At 56.4% G+C, this 21,800-nt stretch carries 24 protein-coding genes and 1 pseudogene; 23 read left to right on the top strand and 2 right to left on the bottom strand.

Annotation, left to right across the window (positions count from 1 at the left end):
• Positions 1-91: 91 nt before the first annotated feature.
• On the bottom strand, positions 92-667 hold the full coding sequence (locus tag BLT55_RS03475) for a serine acetyltransferase (protein WP_055001699.1): 576 nt from the start codon (positions 665-667) through the stop codon (positions 92-94).
• Positions 664-1,911, bottom strand: coding sequence for an O-antigen ligase family protein (locus tag BLT55_RS03470; RefSeq protein WP_139206374.1), 1,248 nt, complete (start codon positions 1,909-1,911; stop codon positions 664-666). Before BLT55_RS03470 ends, BLT55_RS03475 begins: the two co-directional genes overlap by 4 nt.
• A gap of 423 nt (positions 1,912-2,334) precedes the next feature.
• Between BLT55_RS03470 and BLT55_RS03460 the strand changes: the two genes are divergently transcribed.
• The 23 genes and pseudogenes from BLT55_RS03460 to pilL2 all read left to right on the top strand — a co-directional run.
• Complete coding sequence (locus BLT55_RS03460) at positions 2,335-3,195, top strand: ParA family protein (RefSeq protein ID WP_002552583.1); 861 nt, start codon at positions 2,335-2,337, stop codon at positions 3,193-3,195.
• 57 nt (positions 3,196-3,252) lie between these two features.
• Positions 3,253-4,599, top strand: a complete 1,347-nt coding sequence (gene dnaB / locus BLT55_RS03455) for a replicative DNA helicase (protein WP_055001702.1) — start codon at positions 3,253-3,255, stop codon at positions 4,597-4,599.
• Entirely contained in the window at positions 4,596-5,186 is a 591-nt protein-coding gene (locus tag BLT55_RS33395; protein ID WP_156357568.1) for a hypothetical protein, read from the top strand. The genes dnaB and BLT55_RS33395 overlap by 4 nt, the downstream gene beginning before the upstream one ends.
• A gap of 340 nt (positions 5,187-5,526) precedes the next feature.
• Positions 5,527-6,312 (top strand): hypothetical protein, encoded by a 786-nt coding sequence (locus BLT55_RS03445; protein ID WP_223282472.1) that lies wholly within the window; start codon positions 5,527-5,529, stop codon positions 6,310-6,312.
• A gap of 511 nt (positions 6,313-6,823) precedes the next feature.
• On the top strand, positions 6,824-7,495 hold the full coding sequence (locus BLT55_RS33390) for a hypothetical protein (RefSeq protein WP_156357569.1): 672 nt from the start codon (positions 6,824-6,826) through the stop codon (positions 7,493-7,495).
• Positions 7,492-7,821, top strand: coding sequence for a hypothetical protein (locus BLT55_RS03440; RefSeq protein ID WP_055001704.1), 330 nt, complete (start codon positions 7,492-7,494; stop codon positions 7,819-7,821). Before BLT55_RS33390 ends, BLT55_RS03440 begins: the two co-directional genes overlap by 4 nt.
• Position 7,822: 1 nt before the next feature.
• The gene (locus BLT55_RS03435; RefSeq protein WP_055001705.1) at positions 7,823-8,227 is read left to right on the top strand and encodes a hypothetical protein; all 405 of its coding nucleotides are present in this window, start codon (positions 7,823-7,825) and stop codon (positions 8,225-8,227) included.
• Positions 8,224-8,469: a hypothetical protein gene (locus tag BLT55_RS33855; protein WP_074800033.1), complete on the top strand. Its 246-nt coding sequence runs from the start codon at positions 8,224-8,226 to the stop codon at positions 8,467-8,469. Before BLT55_RS03435 ends, BLT55_RS33855 begins: the two co-directional genes overlap by 4 nt.
• On the top strand, positions 8,405-8,722 hold the full coding sequence (locus tag BLT55_RS03425) for an Arc family DNA-binding protein (RefSeq protein WP_005734584.1): 318 nt from the start codon (positions 8,405-8,407) through the stop codon (positions 8,720-8,722). The genes BLT55_RS33855 and BLT55_RS03425 overlap by 65 nt, the downstream gene beginning before the upstream one ends.
• Positions 8,723-8,724: 2 nt before the next feature.
• Entirely contained in the window at positions 8,725-10,485 is a 1,761-nt protein-coding gene (locus tag BLT55_RS03420) for a ParB family protein (protein WP_074800030.1), read from the top strand.
• 36 nt (positions 10,486-10,521) lie between these two features.
• Positions 10,522-11,259: a DUF2857 domain-containing protein gene (locus BLT55_RS03415; protein ID WP_005760503.1), complete on the top strand. Its 738-nt coding sequence runs from the start codon at positions 10,522-10,524 to the stop codon at positions 11,257-11,259.
• Positions 11,256-12,617, top strand: coding sequence for an STY4528 family pathogenicity island replication protein (locus BLT55_RS03410; RefSeq protein WP_074800027.1), 1,362 nt, complete (start codon positions 11,256-11,258; stop codon positions 12,615-12,617). The genes BLT55_RS03415 and BLT55_RS03410 overlap by 4 nt, the downstream gene beginning before the upstream one ends.
• Complete coding sequence (locus tag BLT55_RS31580) at positions 12,614-13,444, top strand: hypothetical protein (protein WP_181133718.1); 831 nt, start codon at positions 12,614-12,616, stop codon at positions 13,442-13,444. Before BLT55_RS03410 ends, BLT55_RS31580 begins: the two co-directional genes overlap by 4 nt.
• 14 nt (positions 13,445-13,458) lie before the next feature.
• Entirely contained in the window at positions 13,459-14,238 is a 780-nt protein-coding gene (locus tag BLT55_RS03400) for a PFL_4669 family integrating conjugative element protein (protein ID WP_054999503.1), read from the top strand.
• Between the two features lie 5 nt (positions 14,239-14,243).
• Positions 14,244-14,798 carry a DUF3158 family protein gene (locus BLT55_RS03395; protein WP_054999508.1) on the top strand — a complete coding sequence of 185 codons (555 nt, stop codon included), beginning with the start codon at positions 14,244-14,246 and terminating at the stop codon, positions 14,796-14,798.
• 5 nt (positions 14,799-14,803) lie between these two features.
• Positions 14,804-15,637 carry a Rha family transcriptional regulator gene (locus BLT55_RS03390; protein ID WP_054999504.1) on the top strand — a complete coding sequence of 278 codons (834 nt, stop codon included), beginning with the start codon at positions 14,804-14,806 and terminating at the stop codon, positions 15,635-15,637.
• Between the two features lie 11 nt (positions 15,638-15,648).
• Positions 15,649-16,110 (top strand): single-stranded DNA-binding protein, encoded by a 462-nt coding sequence (locus BLT55_RS03385; protein ID WP_005760514.1) that lies wholly within the window; start codon positions 15,649-15,651, stop codon positions 16,108-16,110.
• A gap of 9 nt (positions 16,111-16,119) precedes the next feature.
• Entirely contained in the window at positions 16,120-16,257 is a 138-nt protein-coding gene (locus BLT55_RS33385; RefSeq protein ID WP_162234942.1) for a hypothetical protein, read from the top strand.
• Between the two features lie 182 nt (positions 16,258-16,439).
• Positions 16,440-16,727 (top strand): hypothetical protein, encoded by a 288-nt coding sequence (locus BLT55_RS03380; RefSeq protein ID WP_005747017.1) that lies wholly within the window; start codon positions 16,440-16,442, stop codon positions 16,725-16,727.
• Positions 16,728-16,802: 75 nt separating this feature from the next.
• Positions 16,803-17,003 carry a CrpP family ICE-associated protein gene (locus BLT55_RS03375; RefSeq protein ID WP_074800021.1) on the top strand — a complete coding sequence of 67 codons (201 nt, stop codon included), beginning with the start codon at positions 16,803-16,805 and terminating at the stop codon, positions 17,001-17,003.
• A 104-nt stretch (positions 17,004-17,107) separates the two neighbouring features.
• The gene (locus BLT55_RS03370; protein WP_054999505.1) at positions 17,108-19,006 is read left to right on the top strand and encodes a PcfJ domain-containing protein; all 1,899 of its coding nucleotides are present in this window, start codon (positions 17,108-17,110) and stop codon (positions 19,004-19,006) included.
• Between the two features lie 2 nt (positions 19,007-19,008).
• Positions 19,009-20,961, top strand: coding sequence for a DEAD/DEAH box helicase (locus tag BLT55_RS03365; protein ID WP_054999506.1), 1,953 nt, complete (start codon positions 19,009-19,011; stop codon positions 20,959-20,961).
• Between the two features lie 225 nt (positions 20,962-21,186).
• Positions 21,187-21,738, top strand: a pseudogene (gene pilL2 / locus BLT55_RS03360) (PFGI-1 class ICE element type IV pilus protein PilL2); the annotation flags it as partial.
• Between the last annotated feature and the right edge of the window lie 62 nt (positions 21,739-21,800).

Here is a 21,800-nt window from a genome sequence, read left to right as displayed (position 1 = left end):
AGGCAATAAAAAAGCTGAAAAAAAGAAGCTTTAATCCGCCAGGATGACTCATACCACTTTCGCCAACTGCCCTGAAAAAGAGATCGACAGCCTACTTCTGCAAACGCCCCAATTGATTTTCGTCATAGGGGATCGACTCACTGACACGTCGGTTATAAAAGACCGTATTGGAAGGGATGCTTTTATTGACGAAGCTGCACGCCCCGACCACCACGTTATCGCCCAACTGGATATCGTCGGAGATGATGCAGGCATGGGCTTGAACTCTTACGCCGTCACCGATGATCAGGCGCACTGTATCAGCATTGCCCTTTACACCGATGGTGCACCCTTGCCAGATCCTGAAGTCCTTGCCGATGACCGCATAACAGGTGATGACGATGCCGCTCAGGTGAGCGATCCACAGCCCTTCACCGATTTCGGCACCCAGCATGATCTCGACGTTGTACGTGCGGCTGATTTTTTCATTCAACAGCTTGGCTCGTCGCCGCCAGAATTTACTTTTGGACGTGTGGAACACATAAGCCATTCGAAACCAGAACAGGTAACTGGATCGATTGCTGCGCCTGCACTTCAGGTACAGGCGTTTCCAGCTGAAAGGCTTGTCCAGCCCGCCCAGGATCTCGATATGCCAAAAGCGCATGGCCTGCTTGAGGAGCCCGATCATGCGCTGGTCGCCTGCTGGCTTTTTACATGCGCACGCGAGCCGTTCGACAGTATCAGGCCGATCGGCAGCCAGAACACCAGCCAGTAGACCCCGGGGCGGTTCATCACGGTGTGATAGTCAAACAGGGCCGTCAGCAGCGCAAACAGGAATAACGGGAAGCCCACAGTGCCGAGAGGTGATGCACGTAAACCCCGATTGAGCGAACGGACGAACACCGCACCGATCATTCCCAGTAGAAGAATTGCACCGACGATCCCGTACTCGTAGAAGAACTGCAGATACAGATTGTGCGCCTGCTTAAAACACTGCGCGTTTGCAATACAGATATCGAAGCTTTTGCCGGCACCCGCCCCGATCAGCCAGAAATCGCCCAGACGCACCAGCCACTCGCTCCAGATAACGTCTCGAAGGCTTAACCCTCGGACTTTTTGCTCGAGCAGTACCGGCGAAAGCAATATGACAGCAAGAAGCAAAACACCCGCACTGACTGCGAGCCACTTCCTGGAGCGCGAATCATTGTGCAGCAACACCGACGCTCCGATCGCCGCGCCGTACCCCAGCCACACGCCTCGCGACAGCGTGCAATACATGTAGAGCGAGAGCGACAACACGCTTAGGCAAAAGACCAGCGTCACTGCGCAGCTATAGCGTCTGATGAGCAGTTGATGAACGCCATAGACACCGAAGACTCCGTAAAACAGGGCAGCGACGATGGGGTTCTGAAAGTCGGCGTAATTCTCGTAACCCAGCTTGAACAGGCGATCGCCGCTGAGCAGGTAATGTGAGTCAACCATTATCAGGTGATAAGCGATGCTCGCGAAGGCCGCGACAGATGCGATCACAAACAGCAAATTCAGGACTTTTTCCATGACGTCGCGACTCACCATCCAGTGAATCGCGCCCAGGTACAACATGATGTAGAGCGCAGTTTTGAACTGCTCAGAGCCCTTGATGATCGAGCCTTTGTTCAGCAACGCCACCAGCACGGTAAATACAAGCAGCGCCAGCAAAGGGATGTATTGCCGACTGAGCAGCGGGTCTCGCCATTCACGCCCGATCAGCAGCAGGATCAGCGCCGGGAGAAACAGCGTCAGGTTCGAGATGGTCGTACCTCGACTGCCGTCTGTGATGAAAAGCATCCCGCTTACGTGAATCGTGAATCCTGCCACCAGCAAACAGAACAAATAACGCGATACCGTGGTTGTCATAGAGACCCTTTGAAAACTTTCGCTCAACTGGCCCAAGCCAGCAGTCGGTGGTGCAATTCATCAGAACCTGCGGTATCGCGCTCGTGAGCACAGCGCCTTTTGATGCTTGCGTGTCGCATGCTTCGTCGCTTCATTCGAGTCGGCAATTCTACACTACGACCGCAGCCAGCACCTTAACCAACCCCAAACTGAAAACAGACAGCGACTGTAGGAAATGGCAATGGATTTGCTGCCGGAGAGCAGTCAGACGCTCAAGAAATCGAACGCAAAAAAAAACCTGGAAATCCGCATTTTCATGGGCCTTCCAGATTTTCGAAATGGTGGGTCGTGTGGGATTCGAACCTACGACCAATTGGTTAAAAGCCAATTGGCTTTTGCTGACATAAAAAAGCGGCACACTCGGATGGTGTGTTGATCGGTTCACGCAGCCTCTAATGTCCCCATTAGAGGCTTTATATCATGTTCGTAACCTCGCTTTTGTCCACCAAAGGTGGTGTCGGAAAAACCACGCTGGCTGCCAACCTGGGCGGCTTCTGCGCCGACGCCGGCTTGAAGGTCCTGCTCATAGACATGGACCCGGTCCAGCCTTCACTGTCCTCTTACTACCCCATGACAGAGGAAGTCAGCGGCGGCATCTTCGACCTGATCGCACACAACCTCACTGATCCAGAAAGAATCATCTCCCGGACCAGCATCCCAAACCTGTCTCTGATCCTGTCAAACGATCCGAACAACCAGTTGATCAACCTGCTGCTCCAGGCACCTGACGGACGGCTTCGACTGGCTCATCTCCTGAAAGCGTTTGCGAACCAATTCGATCTGATCCTCATAGATACTCAAGGCGCACGCAGCGTCATGCTGGAAATGGTGGTGTTAGCGTCAGATCTGGCCGTTTCACCCTTACCACCGAACATGCTGAGCGCCCGGGAATTTAACCGTGGCACATTGCAGATGCTTGAAGGCCTGCGTCCTTACTCAAGGCTGGGACTGCTCGTTCCCCCCATCAAGGTCGTGGTGAACTGTCTCGACCAGACTGTTGATGCCCGCGAGATCCATGACGCGATCAGAAGGACTTTTGCTGACAACACTGAGATCGACGTCCTCAGAAATACAGTTCCCGCTTCAGTTATTTTCCGCCAAGGTTCAACCGCAGGCATGTCGGCTCATCGGATAGAGTACAAGCAACCTAGCAATCGCCGCGCGCCCAGCGCCCTGAAGATCATCCGAGATCTGGCCATCGAGCTTTTTCCGCAATGGGCGGACCGCTTTGAGTCAATGACCGAAAACGCCGTTGAAACCCTTGTCAAAGGGGGCCATTGAGATGGCCTGCGTCGACGATCAGGACTCGTCGTCCCTGGCAAGCATCGGGAGGGCGTGATGGATATATCCAATATGTCACCCCCTCACTCCGTCGAAGCCGAACAAGCGGTGCTTGGCGGGCTGATGCTCGACAACGAGTCATGGGATTTGATCGCAGACCGCATCAAAGCCGATGACTTTTTCCGGGCCGAGCACCGTCTGATCTTCCAGAGCATTGCGGCGCTGGCTGAATCGAACAGGCCATTTGACGTGGTCACGGTGTCCGACTCCATTGCGGCCATAGATGCTGCTGGTGGCTTGGCTTACCTCAGTGAGCTCGCCAAGAACACGCCCTCCGTGGCTAACATCAAGGCGTATGCCGACACAGTGAGCAACCGAGCTCATCTGCGTCGGCTGATTTCACACGGCTATGCATGCACCCGGGAGGCTTCGGATCCTCAGGCGGATGCGGCTGTCGTGCAGGACGTCATCGAGCAGCAGCTGTTTGCTCTGGGACAAGGACGGCAGACGTCTGACTTTGTTGACGTCAACCAGATGCTCCTGCAGGTGGTCGACAAGATCGATCATCGCTTCAACGCAGGAGAGTCGGTGGTTGGAGTGCCCACTGGACTGTCCGATCTGGATGAGTTGACGGGTGGCTTACAGCCAGCGGATCTGATCATCCTCGCTGCAAGGCCATCGATGGGAAAAACCAGTCTGGCGCTGAATTTCGTGGACGCTGCGCTTCAGAAAGATGACCACTCCACTGTTCATATCTACAGCTTGGAGATGCCAGCCGAAGCGATCATTTACCGGCTTCTATCCATATTAGGGCATCTGAATCTTGAGAAGCTGATACGCGGACAGCTCGAAGATGAGGATTGGTCGAGGCTCTCAATGGCAGTGGCCAAGGTCAATTCCTACAGGGACCGCCTTGTCATTGATGACCAAGCAGACCTGACGCCTTCGGCAATTCGTGCCCGGGCACGCAGAGGGGCACGGCGTTTCGGAAAGCCAGCCCTGATCATGATCGACTATCTGCAAATGATGAAGTGCCCTGGCACGGAAAATCGGGCCAACGAAATCAGCGAGATATCTCGCTCGCTCAAAGCGCTGGCCAAGGAGTTCGACTGCCCTGTCGTCGCGCTCTCTCAACTAAACAGAGAGCTGGAGAGACGTCCGAACAAGCGGCCTATCAATGCGGACCTACGTGACTCGGGCGCGCTTGAGCAGGATGCGGACCTAATTCTCTTCGTGTATCGGGATGAGGTTTACAACGCCGACACCGAGCACAAAGGCATCGCCGAGCTGATCCTTGGCAAGCATCGCAATGGCTCGCTCGGCACCGTCAGAACGGCTTTCATCCCCCAGCACACCCGTTTTGAAAATCTTTCGGCCAGCACCTGGCAAGGAGCAAGGGCATGACGTCCTTCATTGAACTGACAAAGGAATCTCTTGCCCCTCATCTGCACGAAGCAATAAGTCAATGCCTGACAGAAAAGCCTCATCCGTCTGCTTGGCTGGTGGATGACATCATGCTGATAGATGCAGCCGCCCTGAGCACGCTTATCAGCATTGCATTGAACCCTCTACCACGTCGGCAAATTCCGAGCGATTTGGCTGACCTTCTGCTGCAACTCGAATTGGTATCACGTCCGCAACGCTACGTTCTGAGGTATGACTCGAAATTCGGCGGTCGAGCGCGTTGGCGTCCATTGTTGCAGCTCGCCAAAGGCGAGCTACCTGACAACGCACTTCTGGATGCATTTCCCTGGTTCTGCCATGAGGTTGAAGATCACCCCTTCATGGCACTGGGTATCCCCGGGGATATATACGCCACACGTCCTCAGGCGAATCGTTGGCGTCTAGCTCTGTTGCTTCCCGATCCCTCCACGCTTGCTTCGCACCATAGGCCATCTCCAGTCCTGCCAGCTCCTCATGCAGTGATAGCCACTTATCGCGAGGAGTCATTTGTCGGATCTGATCAGGAAACCAGGAGTGCCGGAGAATGAGTGCATATTCAATCGCCTCCAAGCCTGACAGATCCCAGTTTCTTGCGACAGCCAGTGAATCACCCAACGCAGCCAGACAAAAGGTCTGTTCATACCACTGTCGCTGTGCAACGAAGTTAAACCCTAGCAGCGCCTGCGCGGACTTCCAAATTTCTTCCGCAAGCGCATCGTACGACTGTACTTCTCTAGGTTTCATGCCGGACCTCCGGTGGTTTGGGTTTTTGTTTGGAAACCAAACTCTACCACCGGTTGCGTCCGGCACCCTTTCCCCACGAGTCCGTGCGGTCCTGCCCGCTCATGTTCAACGGTCTGCTGTCCAGCCGTATGAGGCCCACTCGCTATGAATACGCCAACTGACTTCAGCACAGCAACACTTGTCTGGTCGCAGTCAACGCCAACCCAACTCGGCTACTATTGGTTCTGGAATGGAACAGAAGGCATGTCCCCTCAGCCTTTTGCGCTGACCGACGTCCGTCAAGCACCCAGCGGTTGGTGGTTGGAAATGACAACACCACCGGCTCCCCTGTCAGCGCCAAAACAGGTACAGGGCTCGCTCTCGATAGAGCTTCTACGTGAGGCGCTGGCCTTGGCCGTGCGCCACACGATTGAAAACGACCCGCCCGAAGCCCGCAAAGCCTGGCTCACCGAACACCACGTTTGGGCTCTGTACCCAGCACTGTATCGGGATCTCGCCCGCGCACTGATCGACCTCGATCCATCGTTACAGGTGCCCAATCAGAACGATCTTATCAGACAGCTTGCGCAGTCCCATCTGATCGCTCGCCCCAGAGCCGTCGCGGTACGCGAAACGGGCAGCACCAGTTTCTCACACCTTAACCTGGCTGTAGAGATCGCCCCTGAGCACGTTTGGGGTGACGGCGAACAACGCCCACCACTCTGGTACGAGACGTTTGCCGACGGTCCTGCACTCAAGCAGGTGGCAGACCTGATGGGTTTACCACCCATCCCAGAAGATCAACCTCGACTGGCTCTGGGTTCTTTACTCCCCAAGCCTCAATCGCAGCCTGATCAATGGGCAGGCTCAGTAAATCCTCGTGTAGTGCTAGCCATTTACTGGCAGGCGGCAGAGCTTGCACCTGAGGAAGAAACCAGGAGTATTTTCTGATGATCGCAAAATCTACGGCATCCATGCCCTTGAGCGGCCATCCACGCGCTTGCGCTAAGGCATTACCCAGTGCCGACAGTGCATATATCGGCAATCGCTGGTTTCTCGCCCTGACTTTAGCCATCGGGGAACTGTTTTCAGCGGGATATCGGTCTTCCAACGCCAACAGGAGTTGGTCGTACCAACTTTTTTCAACTGTGTCCATGCCGGACCTCCGGTGGTTTGGGTTTTCGTTTGGAAACCGAACTCTACCACTGGCTGAGTCCGGCACCCTTTCCCCACGAGTGCGCGCGGTCCTGCCCGCTCAGGTTCAACGGTCTGCTGGTCAGCCGTCTGAGGCCCACTCGCTATGAATACGACAACCGACTTCAGCACTGCAACACTTGTCTGGTCGCAGTCAACGCCAACCCAACCCGGCTACTATTGGTACTGGGATGGAAAAGAGGGTAATGCCCCTACTCCATTTCAAATAGTCGACTTACGACAAGCGCCTGCAGGTTGGTGGGCAGACATGCTCACGCCCAAAAAACCAAACTCAGTATCGGTAGAGACACCGCTGCCCGCCACCGCCACGCTTTTATCGTCGCCGGATATGCCAGGTATTTCCAGCGAAATACTCTGTACCGCGCTCATTGAAGTTTGCCGTCATCAACTCACCTACGAAGGCGTCAGGACCAACGCCTGGCTCGTCAATGATGTGCTCCTGACCGCTCAACAGTGGCTATTTGCCGAAATTCGAACTTACTTCGAAGACAACACCGACCTGTTGGTTGACGGTCGAGCCTTTAACAGCAAAACCATGATGGACAGGCTCAGAGAGGAACAACTGATCAGCGAACGCTGTGCTGCCGTAATGAATCAGCACGAAGGTAATTTTCAGTTCTCGGAAGTCATTCGCATAAATCCCGAGATTATTTGGGGGGAAAGCGAACCACGTCCTATGTCATGGCTCACAAAACCATTCGATTGCATGGGTTTGCGGGTAGTTGAAAGCCGGGCGAATCGCAACACCAAGGGGCGTCGCGGCTCCCTGCCTCTCCTAATGGCTCTCCTGCCAGATCAAGCCACGCGTCCTTCTCAGGTGCATTCAGCTCAAGGCCTGCCAGGGTTTCATGGAGTACTAGCCACTTATCCCGAATTGGCATGGCCCGAACTGTCCCAAGCAGCCAAGGAATCGCTATGAATACGTGTGCTAAGGCCCTTTTGATTACAGATGAATGCCGCAACTGCGGCCAACATCTTCCAGCTCATGTGGCGATGACGGCAGCGGAGTGCCCGGTATGCCATAGCGGCGACTTGGTCGAGGTCCTCACGGTCGAGACCAAGGCACTTGATGCAGCGCTCAATCAGATGCCCCGCTGCATGGAGTACACCGTTGTGTTTCGTATGGAAGATGGCTGTTCGCGTCGCTCGTTCATGGAGAAGCTCACCGAGACTTTCGCCGACCAGGAGGTTGAAATCCTGGAGATCCAGGCGGGTGACAAGCTCAGCGGATCGGAGGAACAGTGACATGGCGCGCCACTACAACATTCTTGAAGAGGATCTACCCAGTCAGTCAGATCGAGAGAGAGACAGGTTGCGGATCGAGAAGGCCATTACGGAATACTTCAATCGCGGAGGGTCCATCCAACGAGTGGAAGCCGATCAGCGTGTGAATGCCCCTTCGTTCATCATCAATGCTGAAAAAACGGCCCTGTTGAAGGCTGGTACTGAGTCTCAGAAGCAGAAAAAAACAAATGCGCTCAGCGATACCGAGCTGGCACGCTTGCTTAGAGCTCACTGCACTGCCGGTTCATCACTCTTTTCAGCAGCTGCGTCGCTCAATCAAACGCGTAAGCGTTGTGAGGCCATAGCTCGCCGCTACCAGATCCCCTTTCGCTCGGCTGCTTTCGGCAATGCGAGGGCACGATCATGAGCAATATGCCTGCATCTATTCGAGGCGCAAAAAAATCTCTGCAGGCGTTGGCTGACTTCGCCATTTCGCAGGGATGGGCGGTCCATCGCACTCACGGTGGCCACGTCAAGTTCACCAAAGGTGGATGTTCGCCCATTTTCACCTCGTTCACACCCAGCGACCACAGGGCCGGCCTAAATGCTCGCGCTCAACTGCGCCGCGCACACCCCCTCAGCCATCATGGAGAACGCCATGTTGAATAACGAAACCGTGAATATCCGTGACGACGACAAAGACGAGAAGTTTGTTGTTCGTTTCCCGATGGGAATGAGAGCTCGGCTATCGATGGCAGCCAAAGCCAGTCATCGCTCCATGAATAGCGAATGCGTACACCGCATCGACTGCAGCCTGAAGCAAGAGCAGGAGATCGCAAGGCTCAAGGCCGTGATCGATGTGTTGCTCAACGGCGGGACGCCAGCGAGCAATGTCGTTCAACTTTCTGAGGCGGGTCAATAATCATGGCGAGCAAACTCACTGCCGATGAAATAACGGGCAAGTTACTCCAGGGTTCATTCAGTCGCTCTGGCCCCTCGGTTGATCGCCTGCCTGACCCCATTGCAGACACGCCTATGGTTTTGACCCTGGATGAGCTGTCAGCGTATGAGCATAACCCTCGCACGGTGACCAACATCAAGTACCAGGAGATCAAGGACTCCATTCGGGTCAGGGGGCTGGATCAGCCCCCCCAGGTCACACGTCGCCCGGGTGAGAAGAAGTTCATCATCCGTAACGGCGGCAATACGCGGTTGTCGATTCTACGAGAGCTGTACAAAGAAACGGGGGACGAGCGCTTTTACAGGATCAGCGTGCTGTTCCGCCCCTGGGATGGCGAGCGTGGGGAAATCATTGCCCTCACCGGTCACCTGGCCGAAAACGACCTGCGCGGTAACCTGATGTTCATCGAGCGCGCCGTGGGCATTGAAAATGCCCGAGCCATCTATGAGCAAGAAACCGGCGAGCCCATATCTCAACGGGAATTGGCAAGAAGACTGAAAGCAGACGGTTACCCGGTATCCCACTCTCATATCAGTCGTATGCAGGAGACCATCCGTTGCCTGCTGCCGGTGATCCCTGCCGCGCTCTACTCCGGTCTGGGCAAGCATCAGGTCGAACGGCTGCTGGCCCTTCGTAAAGCCGCCGCTCAGACGTGGCATACGCACACCGAAGGGAAACCGAACGTCACCGACTTCGAGGTCTTGTTCCAGGACGTGCTGTCAATGTTCGATGGCGATGCCAGCGAATTCGTCTGTGAACGTGTTCAGGATGAACTGATCAGCCATATGAAGGAAGGTACGGGCAGGACGTATGAGCAGGTCCTGCTGAACGTCAACGAAAACCTGACGATGGCGCGTCGTTCATCAGTCATTGAAACGCCGCTGCGATTACCACCAACACCGCAGGTGCAGCCCGAAGCCGAGTCCGAATCTGATGCGTACCTGCTCCAAGATGACTCGGAACAAAAAACGCTGCAATCGGAATCACTGCCCCAGTCACCTGGCACGCAGGTGACTGAAAAAAGCACGCTGCCTGCACCGCCAGAGTCTGCCCTGAAAACCGACAAGCCTTTGCCGCCGCCACTCTCTGAAGAAGAGCGTATCGCGCGGCTGGAAGCCCATGTCGTCACACCGGTCTCAACCACCGACCGCGTCTTTGAGATCAAGCGTCAGGTTGCGGCGCTGGATGGCGAGGAACTGCCGGACTTCAAAGCCAACGCCTTGGTGTCGATTCCCGTGCAAGCCGGGGGCCTGCACCCCATATCGGATGTCTGGTACATCGAACGCATCATGGACCAGCCCGATGAACTGCGTCAGGTCATCGCTCAGCTTGCTCACGAAATCGCCACGACCGCCGGGCTGAACCGCGACACCGTGGCGCGAGTACCTGGAGGTCTGGGCTTTATATGTCACGAGCCGCCGGTGGACCTGGAACTCACAGAACTGGCCAACAACACCCTGACCCTGCTCCAGGCCATCAGCGGGGTCTACGCCATCGCCCTGAACCGGCAGACACCCGAGGCTCCCCTGGACGTGGCGGAGTTTCAATTCACTGCAGCGCTGGGCCAGTTGCTGCTTGGCAGCCCCAGGTATGAAGACCGGGAGGCCGTGTTGGCGGGCCGTCTGGATGATGCCTGCATCGTCAAGCTTTTCCGGCTGATCCGGTTAGGCCGCCGGCTGGTCGAGCTGGAAGCGATGAACGTTGATGGGCAATACACCTCGTGAGGTTTTATCGCGGCGTTCTGCGACAGGAGTTTGAACATGTCAAAACGACATAATCCACTGAATGAAGCCATGGTCGCCCAGATTCTGCATCACCTGCGCAACGGTGAGGTGAAGCGCTGCATCGACATGGGCCTGGACCCGGAAATTCTGGTACTGCTCCAGCAGCCTTCCTCTCAGAGCGTGCTGTTGAACTCCAACGTCATCTGGTGCCAGGTGGCGATTGACCCAGACATGGTCAAGCGCCTGCTCTCCAACAAAGAACGGACCGACGAAGAGATCCGCATCGTGCAGCGCGCGCTTCGTCTGGGTGCCACCACACCGATGCTTCAGCAGTTCTTCGGCATGTCGCCGCAAGAAGTCTCTCTGCAGCGAGTTCTGGTCGGCGTACCTGGCAAGCCCGGTCGCTTTCGCGATCTGCCCGATGACACGCCGTTATGGCACCGGTTCGTCCAGTTGATGGCTGATCTCAACGTCGATCATACCGACGGCGTCGCCTTGCTCGACGTTGCCATGTTGCTGACAGAAGAAATCAACATTCCGGCTGAAGAGCAGGATCGTCACTCGCCCGAACCGATTACGCTGGGCCTGGTGTGGAACAAGATTCAGCAATGGCTGGCTCAGGACCTCTACCCACCGGGGAAAAACCGTAAATCCGCCAGCCTCGTTCTGATGAGCGAATCCCGACGACTGACCAAAGCCAACCCGAAAGGCAGGGCTCCCGAACGTGGCCTAGAAGAAAGCGCCGCTGGCAAGGTAGAAGGCGAACGGATGTGACGAAGATGAACCGGCGCCCTCCCCTGGCAGTCGCCATCAATGCTGCGGCTGGAACACTGCAAAACCACTTGCTGCTCCAGCAGATGAAATTGGCTCAACAGCAGAATGCTGGCTCAGGTTCCACACCCAGTGACACTGAATCCGTCCGCGACGAGCCGTATGCAGGCGTCGTCTTCAGTGGCAATCCACACGAAACGGTGCCCCGTGGCCTGCTGCTCGATGATCGTCTCTCACCGCTCGAGCGCAATGTCTGGCAAGTCTTCAGGCTGCTGATCAACGGTGATGGCGTCACGGCTTTTCCGAGCTATGAAAAGCTACGTCCCTACCTAGGTTCGTCACCGGGTAAATCGGCCTCCAAAGAAACCGTGGCCAAGGCGCTGACCGTCTTGAGACTGACGCGCTGGCTCAGCCTTGGACAACGGGTACGTGACTCGATCAGCGGTCGGGTGCAAGGCAACGTCTACATCCTGCACGATGAACCGGTAGGGTGTGCCGAGGCGATGGAAATCGATCACAACTATATGCAACTCGTCGGCCAGGCGCTTGAACATGCCAACAAAGCCGTCAGGCTCGTCGCAAACCATGCATTCAAAGAGTTTGCAGCCGCGACAAGCACGATGCCTTCACGACTCGAAGTCATCGAGCAGAGATGGCAGCAGCAGGGATGGCATGACGCACCGCAAGCCATCGAACACGCACAGGATGGCCCTGAGTTCGGAATCCGAACCAAGGGCTCAGACGAGTCAGATTCACTGAGTTCGGAATCCGAACTCAGTGAAAAAAGCGCCGGAGCGAATTTAAAAACACCGGGTTCGGATTCCGAACTCAGTCTGGATTCGGCCTCTTTCGGCTTGGTTCGGATTCCGAACTCATATAGTACGTATACCAATACAAATACATCTGTATGTAAAAGCTTTGTACCGCGCGAAGCTCAGGAAAGTGCGCCGGATCTGCCCTCCGGGTTTGAGCGGTTTACACAGGATCAACGTGACAAGGCGATGATCGCCTTGCAGCGGGTAGAACCCGGGTTGCGAACACCGCTGCTCGATCAGTGGCAACATCGGTGCAAGAGCGGATCCGTGAAGAACCCGTTCGGCTACCTGTTGAGCTGCACGCAGAAAGCCCTGAGTGGTGAATTCAATGCCCAGTGGCAGGCCCCCTCAGCGGCCACCCAGCAGCCACAGGTGGCCGCCAGTCACTCAAGATCACCGACCGCCCAGCCACCCGCTCCCACTCAGGTTCCCCATCCCCCTGTCACGAGGGCTTCGCCTCGAGAACGAGATGCGTCGTCACTGGCAACCGGACGCGATGCCATGTTGAGCATCAAGCAGATGGTTCGGCCGAGGACTCAGGGTTGAAAATGCTTGATGATTGCTCCGTTGGGGACGCCCCGCCACATCTGGAGCTGGGTGTTGCCCCGGGCAACACTCCGAACTCCGACCTGGGTGTTGCACCGGGCAACACTGCGAACACCGATCCAGGTGTTGCTCCGGGCAACACTCCGGACACCGATCTGGCTGTTGCCCCGGGCAACACTTCGAACTCCGACCCGGGTGTTGCCCCGGGCAACACTCCGAACTCCGACCTGGGTGTTGCACCGGGCAACACTCCGAACTCCGACCTGGGTGTTGCACCGGGCAACACTCCGAACTCCGACCTGGGTGTTGCACCGGGCAACACTGCGAACACCGATCCAAGTGTTGCCCCGGGCAACACTCCGGACGCCGAGCTGGCTGTTGCCCCGGGCAACACTTCGAACTCCGACCCGGGTGTTGCCCCGGGCAACACTCCGGACACCAATCTGGCTGTTGCCCCGGGCAACACTTCGAACTCCGACCCGGGTGTTGCCCCGGGCAACACTCCGGACGCCGACCTGGGTGTTGCACCGGGCAACACTCCGAACTCCGACCTGGGTGTTGCACCGGGCAACACTGCGAACGCCGATCCAGGTGTTGCCCCGGGCAACACTCCGGACGCCGAGCTGGCTGTTGCCACTGGCAACACTCCGGCCATCGATCTGGGTGTTGCCCCGGGCATCACTTCAAGCCCCTATCAGGGTGATGCCCCGGGAATCACTTCAAACACGGATATTGAGAAACCCCAATCGATCAAGAAACGGTTTGTTACTGACCAGAGCCAGCACGCGCGGGCAATCTTGCCTCTCTCCATCAATCCGCTCATATAAAGGAAGCGCTCAGCATGGCTGACAACTTTCAGCTCAACCTCGGTTCACTGCGAAGCAGCGTCAATCTGACCCTGCACACCCACCACGCCTCAAGGCTCTGGTTTGGTCGTCAACGCACCGAAGGCAAGCCCGGGATGATCGGCCTGAGTGGCTTTGCCAACATCCTCAATCGCATCAAACGTGGCTGCGAACAGGATGATCCTTATTCAGACTGGTTCCTCCTTCTTATAGAAGAAAAGATCGACACCGCCGAACAGGAAATGAAGGAGATCGATAACAGGCTGGATGAAGTCATGGCTGCACTGCCCGCCATGCTGTCCATTGGCGAGAACCTGTCCGTGCAGCCCGTGACACTCCCGTTGTATCTGTCGACGCCTTTGGCATTCAAAGCGGTGTATCTGCTGACCGCCTACGACGAACTGGTGCGCCGCATCCTGCTGGCCAGCCACGTCGGCCTGATCGACAACAATGCCAAGGGCCAGTGGCTGGATGAAGGTGCTGCGATCCTGAGACGCCTCTTCGGCCTGAGTCAGCGTTACAAATTCTCGGGCGCTAGCCGGGGAGACTTTGCAGCCAAGAACGCACGCGCCGAGCAAGCGCGCGAAATGTATGCACCGTTTGGCGAAATCCCCCAGGACATCCTGGAGGGCGTCCGACGTTCCAAGTTTGCGCCAGCTCTGGCCACCGCATCAAACAGCCCAGCGGACGTAGACGACCATGAAGACAGTTTCGACGAGGCAATGACACTGGGCCAGTCTGACCACGAACAGCCTGGCTCAGAGTCCGAAGAGTGATCGGCGTGAAGCAGCAGACGGCTAGTGGGAAAAAACTGCAACAGGGTGCCTTCCAGTCTCTGCAACAGGATGCCTTCAGCACCCTGCAACACGCGCCCTTCCTAAAAGGCCTTTTAAAACCTTTTAAAGGTAAGGGGGGGATGCTCCAGTTGACCGAGCTGTGCCGTTCCCTTGAAGAAGATTTGAACGCGCTGGCCGAAGATCAAGTGCTGGCCCAGGCGAACAGACATCCCTACACCCTTCTACCGGTTCGGATGGTTCGGCAACGCACAAGCGCCGGCACCGTTTTTCTCCGCTGGCAGGAGATGGGCACTCGGCAGATGGGCGTCAATGTCTGGTCCAGTTTGCTGGCCGATCCCAGAACACCCGAATCACTGCTCCAGGATCTGCACGCCATGGAACAGCAACGCGTCGCTTTGAACATGCAGATCAGTCTGATTCATAGCATCGGTCGCCAGGCTGCCGAATGCGCCGAGAAGATGGCCCAGGCTGATGCCGTTTACGCAGAACGGCTGCAACAGATCAACCAATCCCGCGTCGCCAATGTCGCTCAGGAGTAATTGCAATGACTGAATCAATCGTCACTTCTTCCAACGCTAACGCGACTTCCGAGGTCAGCATCGAACTGGTCAAGGGCCAGCCCATGACGACTAGCGTTGATGTTGGGCTGCACTTTGGCAAATTGCATAAGAACGTTCTACGTGCCATCGAAAAGCTTGAATGTTCAGATGAGTTTCGTCGGCTCAATTTTGAGCCGACGATCCAGATGATCCCTGGCCCAAAAGGAGCAAACCGTGAAGAACCGGCCTTCCGGATGACGCGCGATGGCTTCACGTTTCTCTGCATGGGTTTCACTGGCAAGGAAGCCGCACGCTGGAAGGAGGCCTACATCAACGCGTTCAATCAGATGGAGCTGGCCCTCAAAGCCCAGCCCGTGGAAGTCGACAACAAAGCGGTGCTCGCTTTCGCCCTCAAGACACTCGAACTCATGCGCGGCCAATCGCAAGGTCGTCCTCCTCGGCCCAATAGCGAGCAGGTGGTCCAGACCTACCTCGATATCCAGTCGCTGGATCAGGCCACCGCTGAACAGATCAAGCTGGCGTTGATCTTCGTCCAGGGTCAAATCATCGGCGAGGGGTCTGCCGCCGTGAACCTGCCCAATGTCGCGGGCTCCTCCATCGCCAAGGATTTGCTCTATGGCCTGCTGCGCTCGGCACACGATGCCGAACTGATGTTCAACGCGTTGTACGACAAGGGGGTCGAGGCACTGGCCAGCGACGCCTTCAAAAACCACATGACCGGCAAGCTCGCCGACACCTCACGCCAGGCCCGCGAGTTGCTCGGCTACGTCGCCAGCCACGCTGCGCGCACGCCATACGCTACCAAATTCACTCACTGAGGGGACGCACCATGGGCACATCAATAGATTGGGAAGGCAACATCGGCTCTGCTCCAGAATTCAAGGAGTTTGCCAACGGCAACAAGGATCCGCGCCGCTTGCTACGGCTGAACGTCTACTTCGACAACTCAATCCCGAAAAGCGATGGCACAGGCTTTGAGGACCGTGGAGGGTTCTGGGCCAATGTCGAGTTTTGGCATAAAGACGCAGAGCACTATGCCAACGTTTATCAGAAAGGTATGCGGGTGCTGATACAAGGCCGGGCGGTCATGGATACCTGGACCAAAGATGGAGAAGACTTTTCGGCGTTGAAGGTACAGGCCTCTCGTGTGGGCATCCTGCCTGCCCGGATCGAAGCGGTACAAATTGCACAGTCTCACCCTCAGCAAGCGGCCCGGACGCAGCAGCCCCAGCGGGCGCAGAACAACAACGACGACGCACCACCGGATTTCGACGACGATATTCCCGTGTAGATGACCGGTGTGAAAAACCGCGCCTTCTGCGTGAGGCTGCTGGTGGAAATGAAGCTGCTCAGCGTCGTTCTTCACCAGCAGGCAGCTCTTTCTGCACTGTTTATTCGCCAGAGCAAAAAAACGCCCTTTACGTGGATCAGTTGGTGAAAGAAATCTGCACATCGGCGAACCCACGCCACGATGAATCTCTTACGGGTCGAATCTCATGGGTCTCAGAAACTTTGTAACCTATGTCATCCGCATGCCAGACAACACCGCATCAAGAACCGCCCTGACTGCCAAATTGAATGATGCCCACAAACTAAATCCGTTTTCTGGAGAAATGAACAATGACAAATGAAATCGTGAAAACTGAAACGTTGCCAATCATCGTCGAACTGCAGTACGAGGTTGCCCTACAAGCGCCTGACGTCAGGGCCGCGCTTTTCGATTGCGAGGGAGCGCAGGCACGGCGGGACAGCATTGGCCGCAAGCTATGTAGCGGGTCTACTGCTGTGACGGTGCGCGATCTGGAGCGTTGGGAGAAAGCACTTTCCGACGCCAAGAAAGTCTTGATGCAGATTGCGCCCATTTTGGAAAGGCACCCGATTTGCGCTTCTGTGGTTGCCCACAGCTAAATCTGGATATCCAAAAAATCGCCTCGTTCGTGACGCCCTGGATGTCTTCGATCTCCACCACGGGAATCCTCAGTTATGAGAGCAGTTCCTGACGCGATGCGTGACACTCCGGATCGGCGTCGTTTCAACAACCCTCACCATGCCGTGATGCGCGCGGGTGCTGACGCGGCGCGCAGCGGCATCCCTCTCCACGCATGCCCCTACCGGCATCCCGCCATGCGCGCATCGTGGCTACAGGGCTTTGCCCAGGCGCAACAACAAAGCTTCAAGTTTTGACTCAGAGCGATTAAACCACTCCCCCCACGTTTACGGTTACGTATGGCGAGCGCAGATCAGGTCTAGGACAGTGCTGGCTCAAGTCACTTTGAGCTCATTGATTCATGACCGCCGAGCCTATTTGCAAACCAAATTTCGTCCAGACTCTTCTCGATATTGCGAAATTCCCAGAGCGTCATCGTGCTGTTGCCAACACGTGGGCTGATCATTTCGGCGTACCGCCGGAGCGACGTGACGAGTTCATTCTGCACTACCTGACTCACACTTCGTCGACACGGTGCTGGTGCGTTTCACTTCATAACGACGACCGGGTCGCACGGCCAACTGTGGCGCGATTCGGCAGGCAGCTTCAATACTTCGATGGCCAGCTGATTTCCGCTGTGCAGTTTGATGAGACGCGAAAAGTCCCAATCCACGCACCCACGACGAGTCGAGCGTTGAAGCTGGTTCATCAGTTGATTACTCACGGCGGGGCGCAAGCACTTCTGACGTCGTTCAGCAAGCACGCACGGGACCTGGCACTGCATGAGTCGCAGCTCAGTATCAAACCGCTCATGAAACTGGATTTCTTGGCGGCCCGCGAAGAAGGCCGAAACAAGCGCTTTTACGGTCCACGTAACCGGTTTTACCTCACCAGCATCGGTGCCACGCTGAAGAAATTTTGTCAGAGCCTGGATCAAGAGCTTTTACACGCCGTACGTTCAGTACAGTGCCCGTCTGCTCAACTGTATAACTGGCTGGCTCAGGGGGATCGCACGCGTCGGCTGCAGGCCTTGAAAGCGCAACCCGTCCTCATTCCAGTGCTGATCATTGGCCATGCAATGCCTTGGCCACGGCTTGCAGACAGCGGCATTCTTGAACAGTGCCCATGGAAAGCCCTGCAGGAGTACTGCGGCTCGTGGGATGATGATTGCACCAGAGATGGAGCAGGCTTGGTGGGGCACGCAGCCGATACCGGCCTGCCTTTGAACAAGGTGCTGGCGTGGCTTTTTTCCACTCCCATCTCCGCGATCCGCTATCTGGGTCAGCAGCGGGTGTACGACACCGGCAGTGCGTTGAGCCGCTTGAATGCTGAGGGGCTCGAGGCCGGATGGGGCGATTTGATTGCGGGTGCCCGTCTCGGTAACCGTCGCCCTAGCACCAAAGCTCAATGGCGTTCGTTTTATACATTTAGGTCGGCAATCCCGTGGTCATTGCTTCGAGCATTGCCTGACATGAACGCTCTTTTGGCGGGCTGCCCAACTGACTGGGCGGATCCGACCTGGTCGAACATGGCAGCCAAATTGGTCGACCTTAGAGAGATGTTCCGCAGCCTCGACAGGGCTGGCAGTCGCGCGGCGTTAAACACCAAGAACCGTCTGAGCGCGTTTGTGGGCGGCTTGAGCTTTCGTCAGATATCAAATCTGATCGATGCGTTCCACGGCGAACTCGAAGCGATCAGGGCCAGGCTGGAGAAGGCTATCCCCCCTGAGCCATCAGATGCCTTCACCCGCTGGCCGGGGCTGATGCTCAACACCGACACCATCACCTGCTGTGAAACAGGCCTACACATCGTCGAATTACGCTGCGCTGATGACTTGGACCTGGAGCATCGTGCTCTGGGTCACTGCATCGACACCTACGACTACCACGCCTTTTCAGGTAGCTGCCGACTTCTGTCGATCCGCTCTGGAGCAACCCCGCTGGCATCGGTCGAGCTCGCACTCAGGGCCCATGGTCATGAGCACAAGATGGGGCAATCGGGCAAATGGACTCCCAAACATCTGCATATCGTTCAAATCAGAGGCCACCACAACGAAACCCCGGACACCCTCTCGCCGGTGATGAAAGCGTTCGAGAGGTTCTTCGCAGAAGTCAGGAACGGTCGAACTCCAGTGAACCTGGACTGGCCCAACCTGGTCGCGAAAATGGATCGCTATGCCGACAAGACTTCCATCTACAACATCCGGTTCGCAGAAGAGGTTATCGGGTGGGTTGAGCGGCTCATGGACAGGGGACTCTGAACATGGCCGCACCGCGATTGATGAACAAGCGTCCAGTGCTGCTGCGCAAAGCCATCTACGATGGATACGACTTCGGACTTTCCCTTAGCTACCTCGAAGGTGCCAACAAGCTGTTGTTGCGCCGGGGTGGTTTTTTCATACGCCGATCTGATCACCCGCTAAATCAGTTCTGGCGCGTGCCCAAAGCCAAGCTGCTCGATGACCTCGATGTGCTGTATCGGGAACTGGCGGAGCTCGCGAATGGGAAACACATCGAAAGCTGGCAAGCCTTTCGGGACAGGATCACCTCTGCCCAGTCCGATACACACCGTGACGCATTCACCTGGGGGATGAAGTTCCGGCTCGCGCCGTTGGCGGAAGGGGGCGTGATTCTGTCGGGAGACTTTCATCCAGGTGCTGTCGCCATCGCCAAGCGCATGCGCGGAGTATACCTCTCGGCGGGCAAAGCCTGGCGGGTCCAAGGAACCGCGGAGTTGGTCCGAAGCAACCTGATCCTGGAGCTGGGCCTGGCTGAGGATCAGTTCGAGATTCTGGATACCTTGCAAGAACTGCTTGCCGACGGGTCTGTTTCTCCCGTGCGTGAAGTCACCAGCATCAGCTTGGGCGGGTACTCCCCGGAGTCGACGAAGTCCGAGGAGGAGGTTTCTGACTCGGGCATCTATTTGGCGTCGGTGCCCTCGATCAAAAACACCGAACTCACGAATGCAGAGATCGACAAGGCGGTGGAGAAATTCTCGCTCATGGGTCACCAGCCTGCTGGTATTCGTCATTTGCTACAGCGCACCAGCGCACTGCTGGCCGATGACATGGGGCTGGGCAAAACACGCCAGGCGGTGATTGCCGCTGGTATACGTGCCCAAGGAAAACCGGTTCTGGTGATTGTGCTCAATAGCTTGATCATCAACTGGCAGCGCGAAATCCTGATGGTGTTTCCAGAGGCTCAGATTGCCCTGCAAACCTTCGATGCGCAGGCAGGCTGGATCATCGTCAACTACGAACGTCTGGGCGATTTTGTGAGGCACGCTGGCTGCTTCGCAGTGATGGTCATCGATGAGGCTCATCGACTCAAGGAACCCACTGCTGCGTGGACACGCCACGGCTTCGACATCGCGGCTCAGGTGCAAAACCGCTATCTGTTGACGGGCACGCCTGTGCTCAATCGCGAAGCGGAGCTGCACACACTGCTCAGGCTTTCAGGTCATCCGATTGGCCAACTACCACTCAACGAATTCTGCGAGCGATTCGCCGGCAGTCCTGAGTTTCGCAAGACGCTTCGAGATGAGATATCTGATTGGATGCTTCGCCGCCGTAAGGATGTGCTACCCAACCTGAAGGGCAAGCAGCGCCAGACTGTGCCCGTGATCCTGAGCCAGGTTGAGCGTGACGAGTACAATCAGATCATGCGCAGCGACCAGCACCGATTCGCAAGGCTGGGCGCACTGCGTCAACTGCTCGAGCGCGTGAAAGTACGGATCGTGGCGGACCTGATGGCCGAGCTGGACGTCGACGACAAGGTGATCCTCTTCTGCGAGTATCAGGAATCGGTGGCCACGTTGCGTGAGCACTGCCTCAAGATGGGAATCGGGTGCGTGACGTTGGTGGGCAGCGACTCGCCCAAGAAGCGACAGAAGGCGATTGATGCTTTCCAGCAGGATCAGGACTGCAGGGTGTTCATCGGGACCCGGTCGGCCGCCGGCACAGGGTACAACCTAACTGCGGCAAACTATGTCTTTTTCCTGGGGCTGCCCTGGACGCCGGGGCTACAGGACCAAGCTGAAGACCGGGCGTATCGCAATGGGCAACTGCGCATGGTGGTAGTCAAAATCCCACTGGCTGAGGACACTATCGATCAGCAGCTGTGGCAGATGCTCATGGACAAACGCGCACTAGCCAGTGATCTGATCGATCCAGAAGCGGAGGAGTCAAGCAAGAAGGCTCTTGCTGATATCCTCTGATCACTGTGGCAGGTTGCCATGCTTTTGAGCTATTGATCACATTGATGAAAAGCTCAAAGAGTTGATCGACTGATCAATTTTTCTGGAGGGTAGCCGCTACTGCCCTCCTTTGCGTATTGTCTCCTCTGCCCAATAACCTGAATCGATCCGTTAAGGGTTTAGCAGTGCTTTGTAATTGAAGCGCTGGCACCTTGGTCACCATCAAGAAATGGGGTCAAGGCACACATGATCAAGCAGCTTTCCACACTGTCCATACTCGCGATCTTCGCCGGATGTACCTCTGTGCCGGACAAGCCGGATGGACCAGCTTTCGACACCAGCCAGAATCCTGAGCTGCTCTCGCCAGACCTGTATTCAAGTGGCGCCAAGTCAGGTCAGGAGCCGATGGTTCGCTACGGTCGATACGCCCTGGTGAATACCGCTCCACAAGCCGAACAACGCGACCTGATGGCCCAGATAATCGATGTCAGCATTCCTCCCAACATGCACCCGTCCGTCCAGGATGCGATGCAGTATGTTCTCAGTCGCTCGGGCTACACCTTGTGCCCACCGACGACGAATCATGTAAACATCCTGTTCACGCGCCCCCTTCCTTCGGCGCAGTACAAGCTCGGCCCCATGAGCCTGCGCAACACCCTGCAGGTCCTCGCAGGTCCCGCATGGCAGGTCAAAGTCAACGAAGTGACGCGCGGCGTGTGTTTTGTACTGCGCCCTGGTTACCAATTGCCGGAAACTCCAAAACCTGCGGAAGACTCCCCGACACAGCAAAAGTCATCGCCCGTGCCCGCATACCAAGGGAAACTGTAAATGGGGCGGTGGCTGGTACATGAGTGGAAGGT

The organism is Pseudomonas cannabina (assembly GCF_900100365.1).
Taxonomy (GTDB): Bacteria; Pseudomonadota; Gammaproteobacteria; order Pseudomonadales; family Pseudomonadaceae; genus Aquipseudomonas; species Aquipseudomonas cannabina.
This window is presented reverse-complemented; position numbering and strand designations above follow the sequence as displayed.